The organism is Nocardioides sp. Soil_C_8, assembly GCF_057656315.1.
This window is the reverse complement of record NZ_JBDGKQ010000001.1, coordinates 1,141,619-1,153,760: the sequence shown is the minus strand read 5'-3', so window position 1 is coordinate 1,153,760 and position 12,142 is coordinate 1,141,619. Positions and strand designations below refer to the sequence as shown.

The window sequence follows — 12,142 nt, the reverse complement described above, 5'->3', positions numbered from 1 at the left end:
GCGCGCAGCCATGACCGACACGATCCGCAACTTCATCGACGGCGAGCTCGTGGAGTCGGCGACCACCGACTTCATCGGCCTCGTCGACCCGGTGACCGGCGAGCCCGACGGGCGCTCGCCGATCTCGACGCACGAGGAGGTCGACCGCGCGTACGCCGCCGCCGAGCGCGCATCGGTCACGTGGAAGCGGCTCACCCCCGGGGCGCGGCAGGCCCACCTCCTCGACCTCGCCTCCGCGATCGCCGGGCGACGCGACGACATCAGCGCGGTGCAGGCCCGCGACACCGGGCAGCCCGTGCGCTACATCGCGAGCGAGGAGGTCGACCAGGGCGTCGACCAGCTGCGGTTCTTCGCGGGCGCCGCGCGGCTGCTCGAGGGGAAGTCGTCGGGGGAGTACCTCGAGGGCCACACCTCGGCGATCCGCCGCGAGCCGATCGGCGTCGTCGGGCAGGTCACGCCCTGGAACTACCCGTTCGCGATGGCGATCTGGAAGATCGCGCCCGCGCTCGCCGCCGGCAACACGGTCGTGCTCAAGCCCAGCGACACCACGCCCCGCTCCACCGTGCTGCTCGCCGAGATCGCCGGCGCGATCCTGCCGCCCGGGGTGCTCAACGTCGTCAACGGCGACGCCTCGACCGGTCGCTACCTCGTCGAGCACCCGACCCCCGGACTCGTCGCGATCACCGGCTCCGTCCGGGCGGGCACGGAGGTCGCGCTGTCGGCGGCGAAGTCGCTCAAGCGCGTGCACCTCGAGCTCGGCGGCAAGGCGCCGGTCGTGGTGATGCCGGACGCCGACCTGCCGCGCGCAGCCGAGATGATCGCCGCGGCCGCCTACTTCAACGCCGGCCAGGACTGCACCGCCGCCACCCGCGTCATCGCCCACGGCAGCGTCCACGACGAGCTCGTCGACCTCCTCGTGAAGGCGGCGGAGGGCACCAAGCCGGGTGCGCCGACGGACGAGGAGGCGGAGTACGGCCCGCTCAACAACGCCGGCCACCTCGCCAAGGTGGAGGCGTTCCTCGCCGAGCTGCCCGGTCATGCGACCGTCCGCACCGGCGGCAGCCGGCACGGCGAAGCAGGGTTCTTCTTCGCCCCGACCGTCGTCACCGGCGTACGCCAGGACGACCGCATCGTGCAGGAGGAGGTCTTCGGCCCGGTGCTGACCGTGCAGTCCTTCGACGACGAGGCCGACGCCGTCGCGATGGCCAACGGCGTGCCCTACGGCCTGGCCGCCAGCGTCTGGACCCGCGACGTGGGCGTCGCCGACCGGCTCACCCGCGAGCTCGACTTCGGCTGCGTGTGGGTCAACACCCACATCCCGTTCGTCTCCGAGATGCCGCACGGCGGCTTCGGCGCCTCCGGCTACGGCAAGGACCTCTCGGGCTACGGCTTCGACGACTACACGCGCATCAAGCACGTGATGACGGCGCACTACTGACCCGGCGGCCGCTCCTCGGGGGCGTCGGGGTGGCGGCGCGCGGTCGAGTGTGGCGGCGGACGACATCGGATCGGCGTGGTTCGCTGTCGGTTGCCGCCACTTTGGGGGGCCAGCGGTCGAAGGTGGCGGCGCACGACATCGGACGGGCGCGGATTGATGTCGTCTGCCGCCATCCTCAGGGCCGAGCGCCGGCTCGATGTCGTACGCCGTCACGGTGGGCTGTCGGTCATCGGGCATCCTTGGGACATGCGCTTCACCGAGCACGAGCTGACCGTCGCCGTCACTGCCGCCGCCAAGATCGTGGCGGGCGGCAAGATCGGCAAGCGCGGCAAGGGCGAGGAGAAGTGGGAGGCGATGAGCAAGATCGACCGCTACCACCTCCTCGAGGCCGTGGGCAGCCAGGTGCTTCCCGTGCTGATCGCGCTGCCCGACGTGGAGGTGCCCGCCGGCACCCGGCCGACGTTCACCGACGCCCAGATCGCGGAGGCGGTGGAGCAGACGCTCGGCGAGAGCGGTGTCGGCCGGCTCCGGCAGAAGGTCGCGGTGGCGGCCCGCCTCACCCTCGTGCGGACGGCGCTCGCGGAGCTCCCCGTGCGCCAGGACCCCGACGCGCTCATCGTGCCGGACTCCCTCGAGGACCTGTGACGGGCGCCACGCCCTGAGAACCCTGAGGACGGCACTCAGGTTGGGTGCGTACCGTCGGGTGCGATGACTTCCACGAAGACCTCCTTGCCCAGCTCCCGCCTCGCCGCCGTTCTCGGCATCCTGGCGGTCGCAGCCGTCCTCACCTTCGTCGCCTACGCGGTCGGGCCGGGCTCCGACGACTCGAGCTCCGAGGCAGGCACGGACGCCTCGTCGAGCGCCTCGCCGTCGGCGGGTGCGTCGGACGGCGCCGCGGAGGGCCCCCAGCCCGACCTCGATGCCATCCCCGACGTCGTGGCGGAGGTCAACGGCGAGCAGGTGACCAAGGAGGAGTTCGTCCCGATCTACGAGGCGGCCTTCCAGCAGGCGGCTGCGCAGGCGCAGATGGGCGGCGACGACCCCGACGAGGAGGCGCTGCGCAAGCAGACCGCTGACAACCTCGTCGACACCGAGCTGCTCCTGCAGGAGGCCGAGTCGCGCGGGCTCGAGGTGTCCGACGAGGCGGTCGACGCCGAGCTCACCGACCTCGCCGAGCAGAACGGCATGAAGACCGCCGACGAGCTGCTGAAGGCGGTCGAGGCTCAGGGCGTGAGCGCCGACCAGGCCCGCGAGCAGGTCAGGACGCAGGCGATGGTGGAGGCGCTCGTCGAGGACGAGGACGGCTCGATCGAGCCGACCGACAAGGAGCTCCGCAAGCTCTACGCGCGGGTCAAGAAGCAGCAGGCGGCCTCCGGGGGCGGCGCCGGCCAGGAGATCCCGCCGTTCGCCCAGGTGCGCGACCAGCTCGCGGAGCAGGCGTCGAGCCAGGAGGTCGGCAAGGTCGCGACCGCGCTGGTGAAGGACCTCCGCAAGGACGCGGACATCACCGTCAACCTCTGACCCGGCGGTCGGGAGGAACCCGGGTCAGCCGCCGGCGGGCGGGTCGAGGAGCGTGTCGACGGCCGCGAGGAACTCGTGGCGGTTGAACGGCTTCGGCAGGAAGTGGCGGTGCTCGTCACCGACGTCCAGGTCGCCGGACATGATGAGGACCTTGGTGCCCGGGCTGGTGCGTCGCAGCTCGTCGGCGACCGCGAGACCGGTCATCCGCGGCATGTGGTGGTCGACCACGACCAGGTCGAAGCTCTCCTCCGCCGTGTGCGCCAGGACCTCGGCACCGTCGCCGGCCATCGTCACGACATGACCCGCGCGCTCGAGGACGTGGCCGATGAAGTCGCGGATGTCGGGCTCGTCGTCCGCGACGAGGCTGCGCAGGGGCATGGCACCGAGTGTGGACCCCCCAGCGGGCCGCTGTCCCCGCGCTGACCCGATCCTGCGGCAGATGTGAGCGGATCGTGAGATCTGGCCTCGCCCGAACGGCTCTCCGGCGCCCGTCGCCGGTCGTACCCTGTGCCCATGACGAGGGCCCTGTCGCCGGCGCGGGCCGCAGCCTTCGCGGCGGCGTACGCCGTACTGACGCTCGTAGGGCGGGCGACCGCCCTCGAGGGGCAGGTCGTCAGCCTCATCTGGCCGGCCGCAGGCGTGGCCTTCCTCTGGCTGCTCGCCGAGTCGCCGCGCCACCAGCTCCGCGTCCTCGTCCCGCTCCTGGTGATCCACTTCGGCGTGGTCGTCGGCCTGACCGGGGCATCACCGCTCCTCGGCCTGCTCGGCGCCGTGTCCGTCGCGGCGCAGACCGCTGTCGCCGTACTGCTGCTGCGCCGCTGGTGCCCGACGATGCTCGGCGCGGGCGGCACCGCCAGCATCCGCTCGCCGCGCACCCTGGCTGCGATGGCCGGGGCTGCGGCCATCGGCTGCGCGGTGGGCGCAGCGGTCGGCACCCTCGGGCTGTGGCTCGACGGGGGACAGGTGACGGCCCTGACGGCCGTGGCCTGGTTCGCCCGGCACGTCGCCGGCGTGCTCACCGTGGGCGCGGTCGGGCACCTCGGGTGGGAGTGGCGCACGCAGACGATCGCCGACCGGGTCCACGGCGGCTCCCGCACCGAGTGGGTGGTGCTCTGGGTCGTCTCCGTCACCGCGACGGTCCTGCTGTTCGTGCAGCCCTACCCCGTCGTCTTCCTCGTGATGGCCTTCGCGGTGTGGTCGGCCGCCCGGTTCCCGACGTTCCCTGCCGCGCTGCACTGCCTGGTCCTCGGTGGCACCGCGCTCTGGCTGAGCCTCACCGGGCACGGACCGTTCGACGCGGTGGAGGACCCGGTGGCCGAGGTCCTCGTGTCGCAGCTCTTCATGGTCGCCGTGCTGCTCACCGGGCTGGCGGTGGGTGCCCTCGGTGACCGGGTCGACGAGTCGTACGCCGCCGAGACCGCGGCGCGTGCACAGGCGGCCGAGCAGGCCCACCTGCTCGCCGAGATGACCGAGAGCATGGACGAGGGGCTCGTCGTGCTCGACGCGGACGGCCAGGTCGAGCGCAGCAACGGGGCCAGCCGGCGGCTCGCGCACCGGGTGAGCGTCGCGACCACCGACGCCGGCGCGCTGGCGGAGCTGGTCGCGCTGCTGCGCGACCCCGCCCCGTCCAACACCGGCGCGGTGCGCGCCGAGCTGGGCGTCGGCGACGTGGTGATCCCGCTCAACAGCGGCGAGGAGGTCGTCCTCGCCGTCACCCGCGCGACGCTCTCCCGCGCCACCGGACGCCCCGGCGTCCTCCTCGTGCTGCGCGAGGTGACGGAGCACCGCTCCGGCCTGCGCCCGCTCGCCGGCTTCGCGTCGACGGCCGCCCACGACCTGCGTGGCCCGCTCTCCGCGATCCGCTCCTGGGTCGGGCTCGCTGCCGACGACCTCGAGCCCGGCTCCCCGGCCGCGGAGCCGCTGCGCCGCGCCGAACGGGCGGCGGAGCAGATGGGGGAGCTCATCGGCGACCTGCTGGAGCACGCCCTCGCGGAGTCCGGCGAGCTCGCCGCGCGCGAGGTCCCCATCTCCGGTCCCGGTGGGGTGCTGGACCAGGTCTCCGGCCTGCTCGGCCCCGACGACGTCCTCGAGGCGGACCCCGACCTGCCGACCGTCCGCGCCGACCCGGTCGCGCTGCGGCAGCTCTTCGGCAACCTCGTCGGCAACGCGGTGAAGTACGCCCGGCCCGGCGAGCCCGCGACGATCACCGTCCGCGCCCGGCGGAAGGGTTCGCGCGTCGTGGTCGAGATCGAGGACCGCGGGGTCGGCGTCGAGGACTCCGAGCGTTCGCTGATCTTCCAGCGCTTCCACCGCAGCGGCGCCGTCCGCGCCCACTTCCGGGGAACCGGGATGGGGCTGTCCATCTGCCAGACCATCGTGCAGCGCCACGGCGGCACCATCGAGTGCCTCACGACCCCGCCCGGCACTGGCACGGTGTTCCGGTTCGACCTGCCGGCGGCCGAGCCTTCCGTAGGCAGCTCGACAGCCTCCTGACCGCCCCGCGCGGGGTCGTACGCCACGGGGTCGCGAACTGCCTACGTTGGTCGTGCCTCACAGCGAGATGTCTGAGGACGTCCCGGTCGGGATCTCGGCCTCGATCCGCCCATGACGTCCTCAGATATCGGTCTCGCCCTTCGCTCCGCGATCGGGCGGCAGGCTCAGACGTTCCGTCGGTACTGGCCGCCGACCTCGAAGAACGCCTCGGTGACCTGCTGGAGGGAGCAGACGCGGGCGGCGTCCATCAGGACGGCGAAGACGTTGTCGCCCGAGATCGCGGCGTCCTTGAGCCGGGCGAGGGCCTCCCGCGCCTCGGCGCCGTGCTCGGCCTGGAAGGTGCGGACGCGGGAGAGCTGCGACTCCTTCTCCGACTCGGTCGCCCGGGCGAGCTCGACCTCCTTGGGCTGGGCGTCGGCCGCGGACTCCTTGACGAAGGTGTTGACGCCGATGATCGGCAGCGAGCCGTCGTGCTTGCGGTGCTCGTAGAGCATCGACTCGTCCTGGATCCGGCCACGCTGGTAGCCGGTCTCCATCGCGCCGAGCACGCCGCCGCGCTCGTTGATCCGGTCGAACTCCTCGAGGACCGCGGCCTCGACGAGGTCGGTGAGGTCGTCGATGACGTAGGAGCCCTGGAGCGGGTTCTCGTTCATCGCCAGGCCCCACTCGCGGTTGATGATCAGCTGGATCGCGAGCGCGCGGCGCACCGACTCCTCGGTCGGGGTCGTCACCGCCTCGTCGTACGCGTTGGTGTGGAGGCTGTTGGCGTTGTCGTAGATCGCGATGAGGGCCTGCAGCGTGGTGCGGATGTCGTTGAAGTCCATCTCCTGCGCGTGCAGCGACCGGCCGCTCGTCTGGACGTGGTACTTCAGCTTCTGCGAGCGCTCCGAGGCGCCGTACTTCTCCTTCATCGTCACCGCCCAGATGCGGCGCGCGACGCGGCCGAGGACGCTGTACTCGGGGTCCATGCCGTTGGAGAAGAAGAAGGACAGGTTCGGCGCGAAGTCGTCGATCTTCATGCCGCGCGCGAGGTAGGCCTCGACGTAGGTGAAGCCGTTGGCGAGGGTGAAGGCGAGCTGGCTGATGGGGTTCGCCCCGGCCTCGGCGATGTGGTAGCCGGAGATCGACACCGAGTAGAAGTTGCGCACCTGCTGCTCGATGAACCACTCCTGGATGTCGGCCATCATCCGCAGGCTGAACTCGGTGGAGAACAGGCAGGTGTTCTGGCCCTGGTCCTCCTTGAGGATGTCGGCCTGCACGGTGCCGCGGACGTTGGCGAGGGCGTACGCCGCCAGGGTGGCGCGCTCCTCCTCGCTCGGCTCGCGGCCCTCCTTCTCGCGGAACGCGTCGACCTGCTGGTCGATGGCGGTGTTGAGGAAGAACGCCAGCACCGTGGGCGCCGGGCCGTTGATCGTCATCGAGACGCTCGTGGTCGGCGCGACCAGGTCGAAGCCGTCGTACAGCGCCTTCATGTCGTCGAGGGTCGCGACGCTCACGCCGGACGTGCCGACCTTGCCGTAGACGTCGGGGCGCGGGTCGGGGTCGCGGCCGTAGAGCGTCACCGAGTCGAACGCCGTCGACAGGCGGGTCGCGTCGTTGCCCTCGGAGAGGATCTTGAAGCGGCGGTTGGTGCGCGCCGGGTCGCCCTCGCCGGCGAACATGCGGGCGGGGTCCTCGTTGTCGCGCTTGAACGGGAAGACGCCGGCGGTGAAGGGGAAGTAGCCGGGCAGGTTCTCGTTGCGCCAGAAGCGCACCAGCTCGCCGTGGTCGGTGTAGCGGGGGAGCGAGACACGCGGGATCTTGTTGCCGCTCAGCGACTCCTTGGTCAGCCTGGTGTGGATCTCGCGGTCGCGCACCACCACGACCTGCTCGTCGCCGGAGTAGGACTCCACGACGGCCGGCCAGCGCTTGATCTGGTCGGCGACCTCGTGCGGCACGGCCTTGCGCGCCTCGTCGAGCAGGCCCTCGACCGCACCGGCGTCGCCGTCGGCCAGCGCGTCGGCGACGTGCTGCACGCGCTGGAGGTTGCGGGCAGCCTCGGCCAGCTCGGTGGTCCTCGCGTGGTAGCCGCGGACGGTCTCGGTGATCTCGGAGAGGTAGCGCACGCGGTCGGCGGGCACGACCTGGCGGATGCCGGAGGAGTGGCGGACGTCGACGTGCGGGAGGGTGCCGTCGGCCACCTCGAGCCCGGCGTCGGCGAGCTCGGCGCGTAGGTGCTGGTAGAGCGCGGTGACGCCGTCGTCGTTGAAGGTCGCGGCGCTGGTGCCGAAGACCGGCATGTCGTGCGGCTGCTTGCCGAACGCCTCGCGGTTGCGGACCAGCTGGCGGCCGACGTCGCGGAGCGCGTCCTTGGCGCCGCGGCGCTCGAACTTGTTGATCGCGACGCTGTCGGCGAAGTCGAGCATGTCGATCTTCTCGAGCTGCGAGGCGGCGCCGAACTCCGGCGTCATGACGTAGAGCGAGTGGTCGACGAGCGGCACGATGCCGGCGTCGCCCTGGCCGATGCCGGGCGTCTCGACGATGACCAGGTCGTTGCCCGCGGCCTTGAGGACGTCGATGACGTCGGCGAGGTGCTCGGGCACCTCGTGCGCGCCACGGGTGGCGAGCGAGCGGAAGAACACCCGGTCGCCGTCGAGGGAGTTGGCGCGGATCCGGTCGCCGAGCAGCGCCCCGCCGCCCTTGCGCCGGGTCGGGTCGACGGCGACGACGGCGATGCGCAGCTTGTCCTGCTGGTCGGTGCGGAAGCGGCGGACGACCTCGTCGGTGAGGCTGGACTTGCCCGACCCGCCGGTGCCGGTGATGCCGAGGACGGGTACGACGCGGCGCGCGGCCGCGCGGCGTACCTCCTCCAGCAGCGACTCGTCGAGGCGGCCGCCCTCGGCGCCGGTGATCGCGCGAGCGACGGCGAACCGGTCGCCGCTCAGGACCTGCTCGGCGCTCACCTGCCGGTCGGCCCACAGGTCGACGTCGCAGTCGGCGACGACGGAGTTGATCATCCCGACGAGGCCCATCTTCTGGCCGTCCTCGGGGGAGAAGATGGTGACGCCGGACTCCCGGAGCCGCGTGATCTCCTTCGGCACGATGACGCCGCCACCGCCGCCGACCACGCGCACGTGGCCGGCGCCCGCGGCGCGCAGCGACTCCACGAGGTACTCGAAGTACTCGACGTGTCCGCCCTGGTAGGACGACACCGCGACGCCCTGGACGTCCTCCTCCAGCGCGGCGTCGACGACCTCCTGCACCGAGCGGTTGTGCCCGAGGTGGATGACCTCGCACCCCTGGCTCATGAAGATCCGGCGCATGATGTTGATCGAGGCGTCGTGGCCGTCGAACAGCGCGGACGCCGTGACGAGGCGGATCGGGTGCGTGGGGGTGTGCAGGTCGGCCATGCCACAGATAGTAGGACATCCAACTAATTACCCGCGAGTCACCGGCGGCGGAGTCCCCGGATATCCGGGGAGTCCCCCGCTTGTCACACAAGATCTGGGGGACGAAGCGGGAGACTCGGGTGCCAAGCTCGCTCAGCCGAGGTCGCCGAGCCCCGACCGCAGGCCGGTCAGCCGGTCGGTGAGCTCGCGTACGTCGGCCCCGGGCAGGCCGGGAGCCTCGAAGACCTCGCCGTTGAGGGCCGCCGTCGCCTCCTCGACCGCGTCGCGGCCGGCGTCGGTCAGCACGGCTCGTACGACGCGCTTGTCCTCGTCGCTGCGCACCCGCTCGACGTAGCCCTGGGCCACCAGCCGGTCGACGGCGCTGGTGACGCTCGTCGGGTGCACCTGCAGCAGCGAGCCGAGCCGCGACATGGGCATCGCGGCGTCGCGGGTGAAGGAGAGCAGCCGCAGCACCTCGTACCGGGCGAACGTCAGGCCGCGCGGGCGCAGCACCGCGTCGATGCGCTCCATCAGCAGCTGCTGGGCGCGCACGACGGAGGTCACCATCGCCATCCCGTCGGCGGCACCGGCCCAGCCGTGGGCGACCCACTGGCGGTGGGCCTCGCTGATCGGGTCGCGGGTCATGGGACGCGAGGCTACTCAGCCAGTCCGGTCAGCACGGCGTGCGCCTCGACCATCGCCGGCCCGTACCACGTGAGCAGCCGCCCCGACACCAGCCGCGTCGGCGTGCGGAGTGCCTCGGGGCCGTCGTCGGCGGTGAAGACGTAGGGCTCGTCCGGGAGCAGCACGACGTCCGCGCGGGCGCCGTCGATGTCCTCCGGGGTCACCGTCGGGTAGCGCCCCTCCCTCGCTGCCGGACCGTGCGCGAGCACGTTGGCCAGACCGGCCCGGGCCAGGAGGTCGTCGGTGTAGGTCTGCGACCCGACGACCATCCAGGGGTCGCGCCAGATCGGCACGGCGACCCGGAGTCGGTCGGCGGCGGGGGCGGACCAGAGCGCGCGGGCCTCGAGCAGCCAGGAGGGGCCGGGGACCGCGAGCGCCTCGTCGAGGAGCCGGGACATCGACTCGAGCGCCTCCTCGACGGTCTCGATCCGGGTCACCCAGACCGCGACGCCGGCGTCACGGAGCCGGCGTACGTCGAGCTCGCGGTTCTCCTCCTTGTTGGCCACGACGAGGTCGGGGGAGAGGGCGCGGATCGCCGCGAGGTCGGGGTTCTTGGTGCCGCGCACCCGCGCGACGTCGAGGCCGGCGGGGTGGGTGCACCAGTCGGTCGCGCCGACGAGCCGGTCGGGCGCCGTGGCCGCGATCGCCTCGGTCAGCGACGGCACCAGCGAGACGACCCGCGTCGCGGGGGCGTGCAGTGGGACGTCGGCCCCGAGGTCGTCGCGCATGCGCCCGAGGCTAGCCACCACCTGACCGGGTGGGACGCACCACCGGGGTGAGGAGGGCCGGACGGGTGGCGTGGTGGAGTTGCGCCATGAGCAAGCACGCCCGCCCCCGGGGGCTGCCGGTCGACGGAGTGGAGCGGCCGACGGTCGACGGCTGGACCTTCCCGGCCCGCAACCCGGCGACCGCCGAGCCGCTGTGGGACGTGCCGGACGCCGGGGTCACCGACGCCCGCGAGGCCGTCACCGCCGCACGCCGCGCCTTCGACGCGACGCAGTGGAGCACCGACGCCGACCTGCGCGCCGACGCCGTACGACGCCTCGCCGCCGCGGTCGCGGAGCACGCCGACGAGCTGGTCGCCCTGATGGCGGTCGAGACCGGGGTGCCGGTCGCGCTGCGGGCGGCCCACCTCGATGACGCGCTGGCCGCGATGACCTCCGTCCTCACGTCCGGGCCGCAGGACGACCCGGCCGGCGTGACGGCCGTCGTCACGCCCGCGACCTCGCCCCTGTCCGTCCCGCTCGCGGAGGTCGGCCGGGTCCTCGCCGAGGGCGGGACGGTCGTGCTGAAGCCCGCGCCGGAGGCCGCGACGGCCGCGATCGAGCTGGGCCGGATCGCCCTCGACGTGCTTCCGCGCGGCGTGCTCAACGTCGTCACCACCCGCGACGTCGACGTCGCCATCGCGCTGACCCTCGACGAGCGCGTGGACGCGATCTCCCTCACCGGGTCGTCGGTCGTGGCCGAGCGCGTGCAGGTCGCGGGGGAGCGGGCCGGCAAACGCGTGCGCCTCGACGTCGGCGGCCCACGCACCGTCCGGGCGGGCGGCGACCTCGAGGCGGTCGTCTCCGCGGCGGCGTACGACGTCGCGACCAACGCCGGCCAGGGCTGCCGCCTGCCGACCAGCGTCGTCGTACCCGTCCACCGGCACGCAGACGCGATGCAGGTGGCCGCAGCCGCCATGGCGGACGTCGCCGTGGGCGACCCGACCGACCCCGCGACCCGTTGCGGACCGCTTCGGTCGGTGGTGGCGCGCGACCGGGTGCGCCGCTACGTCGACCTCGCCCGCACCGAGGGCGGCGACGTCGCCCTCGGCGGTCAGCCACTCGACCGGCCCGGCTGGTGGTTCGCCCCCACGGTCATCGGCGGCCTCGCGCCGGACTCGCGGCTGGTCCGCGAGGAGGTGCTCGGCCCGGTGCTGATGGTCGTCCCCGGCTGAGCCGCGGGACCGCCCTCACTCCTCCTGGTCGAGGTGCGGGTCGGCGAGCAGGTACTGCGTGAGCTTGCCCTGGTGGGTCCGGTCGTGGTGGCGCACCGGCTCGGGCACCATGCGGCCCTCCGCGGCGTCCCAGAAGCGGTCGATGCGCCGGGCCACGGCACGGGCGACGTGCCCGGCCACGCCCTGGTGGGGGATCCACGGGTGCGGGCGCGTGGGCGAGGCGAGCTCGGCGTGGTGCAGGCGGGTGCCGAGGTCCTCCGCATCGGAGCGCTCAGCGCCGGTGTCCTCGGCGAGCAGCGCCTCGGCGAGCCGGAGCTCGAGGACGCACACCCTCTCGAGCTCGCGGCGCACCTCCGCCCAGACCTCGGGCCACGGCCGGCCCACGGCATAGATCGAGCCGTAGAGCCGGGCCTTCACCTGGGCGAGGGCCTCCTCGTACGTGCGGCTGGCGGCGAGGTACTCGTGGGCGAGGTCGTGACCGCCGGGGAGGTCGCGCACCAGCGGCGCGATCGCGTCGACCATCGCGGCGTTGTGTCGGCTGGCGATGGCGAGGAAGGTGTCGATAGCCGCGTAGTGGTCGCGGGGGTGGCGCCGGTCGCCCCGGGCGCTGCTGGCCAGGTCGAGGCGGTGCTGGAGGTCGTGGTGGGTCGAGCGGAGGTCGTGGGCCAGCGTGATCACGGCGATCATCTCCTCGAAAGA

The 12,142-nt window shown here is 72.9% G+C and carries 10 protein-coding genes; 5 read left to right on the top strand and 5 right to left on the bottom strand.

The genetic code is table 11. From position 1 onward, the window contains the following. The first annotated feature begins 10 nt into the window (after positions 1 to 10). The 3 genes from AC3A3L_RS05640 to AC3A3L_RS05630 all read left to right on the top strand — a co-directional run bounded on the left by AC3A3L_RS05640 (position 11) and on the right by AC3A3L_RS05630 (position 2,959). A complete protein-coding gene (locus tag AC3A3L_RS05640; protein ID WP_487639031.1) occupies positions 11 to 1,438 on the top strand; it encodes a gamma-aminobutyraldehyde dehydrogenase in 1,428 nt (475 codons plus the stop codon). 156 nt (positions 1,439 to 1,594) lie between these two features. Beyond that, the gene (locus AC3A3L_RS05635) at positions 1,595 to 2,083 is read left to right on the top strand and encodes a hypothetical protein (RefSeq protein ID WP_487639030.1); all 489 of its coding nucleotides are present in this window, start codon (positions 1,595 to 1,597) and stop codon (positions 2,081 to 2,083) included. A 63-nt stretch (positions 2,084 to 2,146) separates the two neighbouring features. Next, complete coding sequence (locus AC3A3L_RS05630) at positions 2,147 to 2,959, top strand: SurA N-terminal domain-containing protein (RefSeq protein WP_487639029.1); 813 nt, start codon at positions 2,147 to 2,149, stop codon at positions 2,957 to 2,959. A gap of 24 nt (positions 2,960 to 2,983) precedes the next feature. Here AC3A3L_RS05630 and AC3A3L_RS05625 read toward each other — a convergent pair whose 3' ends face one another. Continuing rightward, positions 2,984 to 3,337: a response regulator gene (locus AC3A3L_RS05625; protein ID WP_487639028.1), complete on the bottom strand. Its 354-nt coding sequence runs from the start codon at positions 3,335 to 3,337 to the stop codon at positions 2,984 to 2,986. Between the two features lie 135 nt (positions 3,338 to 3,472). Between AC3A3L_RS05625 and AC3A3L_RS05620 the strand changes: the two genes are divergently transcribed. After that, positions 3,473 to 5,452, top strand: a complete 1,980-nt coding sequence (locus tag AC3A3L_RS05620; RefSeq protein ID WP_487639027.1) for an ATP-binding protein — start codon at positions 3,473 to 3,475, stop codon at positions 5,450 to 5,452. Between the two features lie 164 nt (positions 5,453 to 5,616). Here the strand turns inward: AC3A3L_RS05620 and icmF are convergent, their stop codons facing one another. The 3 genes from icmF to AC3A3L_RS05605 form a co-directional block, all read right to left on the bottom strand. Next, positions 5,617 to 8,841, bottom strand: coding sequence for a fused isobutyryl-CoA mutase/GTPase IcmF (gene icmF, locus AC3A3L_RS05615; RefSeq protein WP_487639026.1), 3,225 nt, complete (start codon positions 8,839 to 8,841; stop codon positions 5,617 to 5,619). 132 nt (positions 8,842 to 8,973) lie between these two features. Beyond that, positions 8,974 to 9,465: a MarR family winged helix-turn-helix transcriptional regulator gene (locus AC3A3L_RS05610; protein WP_487639025.1), complete on the bottom strand. Its 492-nt coding sequence runs from the start codon at positions 9,463 to 9,465 to the stop codon at positions 8,974 to 8,976. Positions 9,466 to 9,476: 11 nt separating this feature from the next. Further along, entirely contained in the window at positions 9,477 to 10,232 is a 756-nt protein-coding gene (locus AC3A3L_RS05605; protein WP_487639024.1) for a helical backbone metal receptor, read from the bottom strand. Between the two features lie 86 nt (positions 10,233 to 10,318). Here AC3A3L_RS05605 and AC3A3L_RS05600 point away from each other — a divergent pair, with 86 nt between their 5' ends. Next, complete coding sequence (locus tag AC3A3L_RS05600) at positions 10,319 to 11,443, top strand: aldehyde dehydrogenase family protein (RefSeq protein WP_487639023.1); 1,125 nt, start codon at positions 10,319 to 10,321, stop codon at positions 11,441 to 11,443. Positions 11,444 to 11,458: 15 nt separating this feature from the next. Here AC3A3L_RS05600 and AC3A3L_RS05595 read toward each other — a convergent pair whose 3' ends face one another. Continuing rightward, positions 11,459 to 12,130 (bottom strand): hypothetical protein, encoded by a 672-nt coding sequence (locus tag AC3A3L_RS05595; RefSeq protein WP_487639022.1) that lies wholly within the window; start codon positions 12,128 to 12,130, stop codon positions 11,459 to 11,461. Positions 12,131 to 12,142 lie beyond the last annotated feature (12 nt).

Excerpts from the sequence above, each read along its gene's own strand:
- AC3A3L_RS05640 (WP_487639031.1), top strand. The coding sequence starts at position 11 with ATGACCGACACGATCCGCAACTTCATCGACGGCGAGCTCGTGGAGTCG.
- AC3A3L_RS05635 (WP_487639030.1), top strand. The coding sequence starts at position 1,595 with ATGTCGTCTGCCGCCATCCTCAGGGCCGAGCGCCGGCTCGATGTCGTA.
- AC3A3L_RS05630 (WP_487639029.1), top strand. The coding sequence starts at position 2,147 with ATGACTTCCACGAAGACCTCCTTGCCCAGCTCCCGCCTCGCCGCCGTT.
- AC3A3L_RS05625 (WP_487639028.1), bottom strand. The coding sequence starts at position 3,337 with ATGCCCCTGCGCAGCCTCGTCGCGGACGACGAGCCCGACATCCGCGAC.
- AC3A3L_RS05620 (WP_487639027.1), top strand. The coding sequence starts at position 3,473 with ATGACGAGGGCCCTGTCGCCGGCGCGGGCCGCAGCCTTCGCGGCGGCG.
- icmF (WP_487639026.1), bottom strand. The coding sequence starts at position 8,841 with ATGGCCGACCTGCACACCCCCACGCACCCGATCCGCCTCGTCACGGCG.
- AC3A3L_RS05610 (WP_487639025.1), bottom strand. The coding sequence starts at position 9,465 with ATGACCCGCGACCCGATCAGCGAGGCCCACCGCCAGTGGGTCGCCCAC.
- AC3A3L_RS05605 (WP_487639024.1), bottom strand. The coding sequence starts at position 10,232 with ATGCGCGACGACCTCGGGGCCGACGTCCCACTGCACGCCCCCGCGACG.
- AC3A3L_RS05600 (WP_487639023.1), top strand. The coding sequence starts at position 10,319 with ATGAGCAAGCACGCCCGCCCCCGGGGGCTGCCGGTCGACGGAGTGGAG.
- AC3A3L_RS05595 (WP_487639022.1), bottom strand. The coding sequence starts at position 12,130 with ATGATCGCCGTGATCACGCTGGCCCACGACCTCCGCTCGACCCACCAC.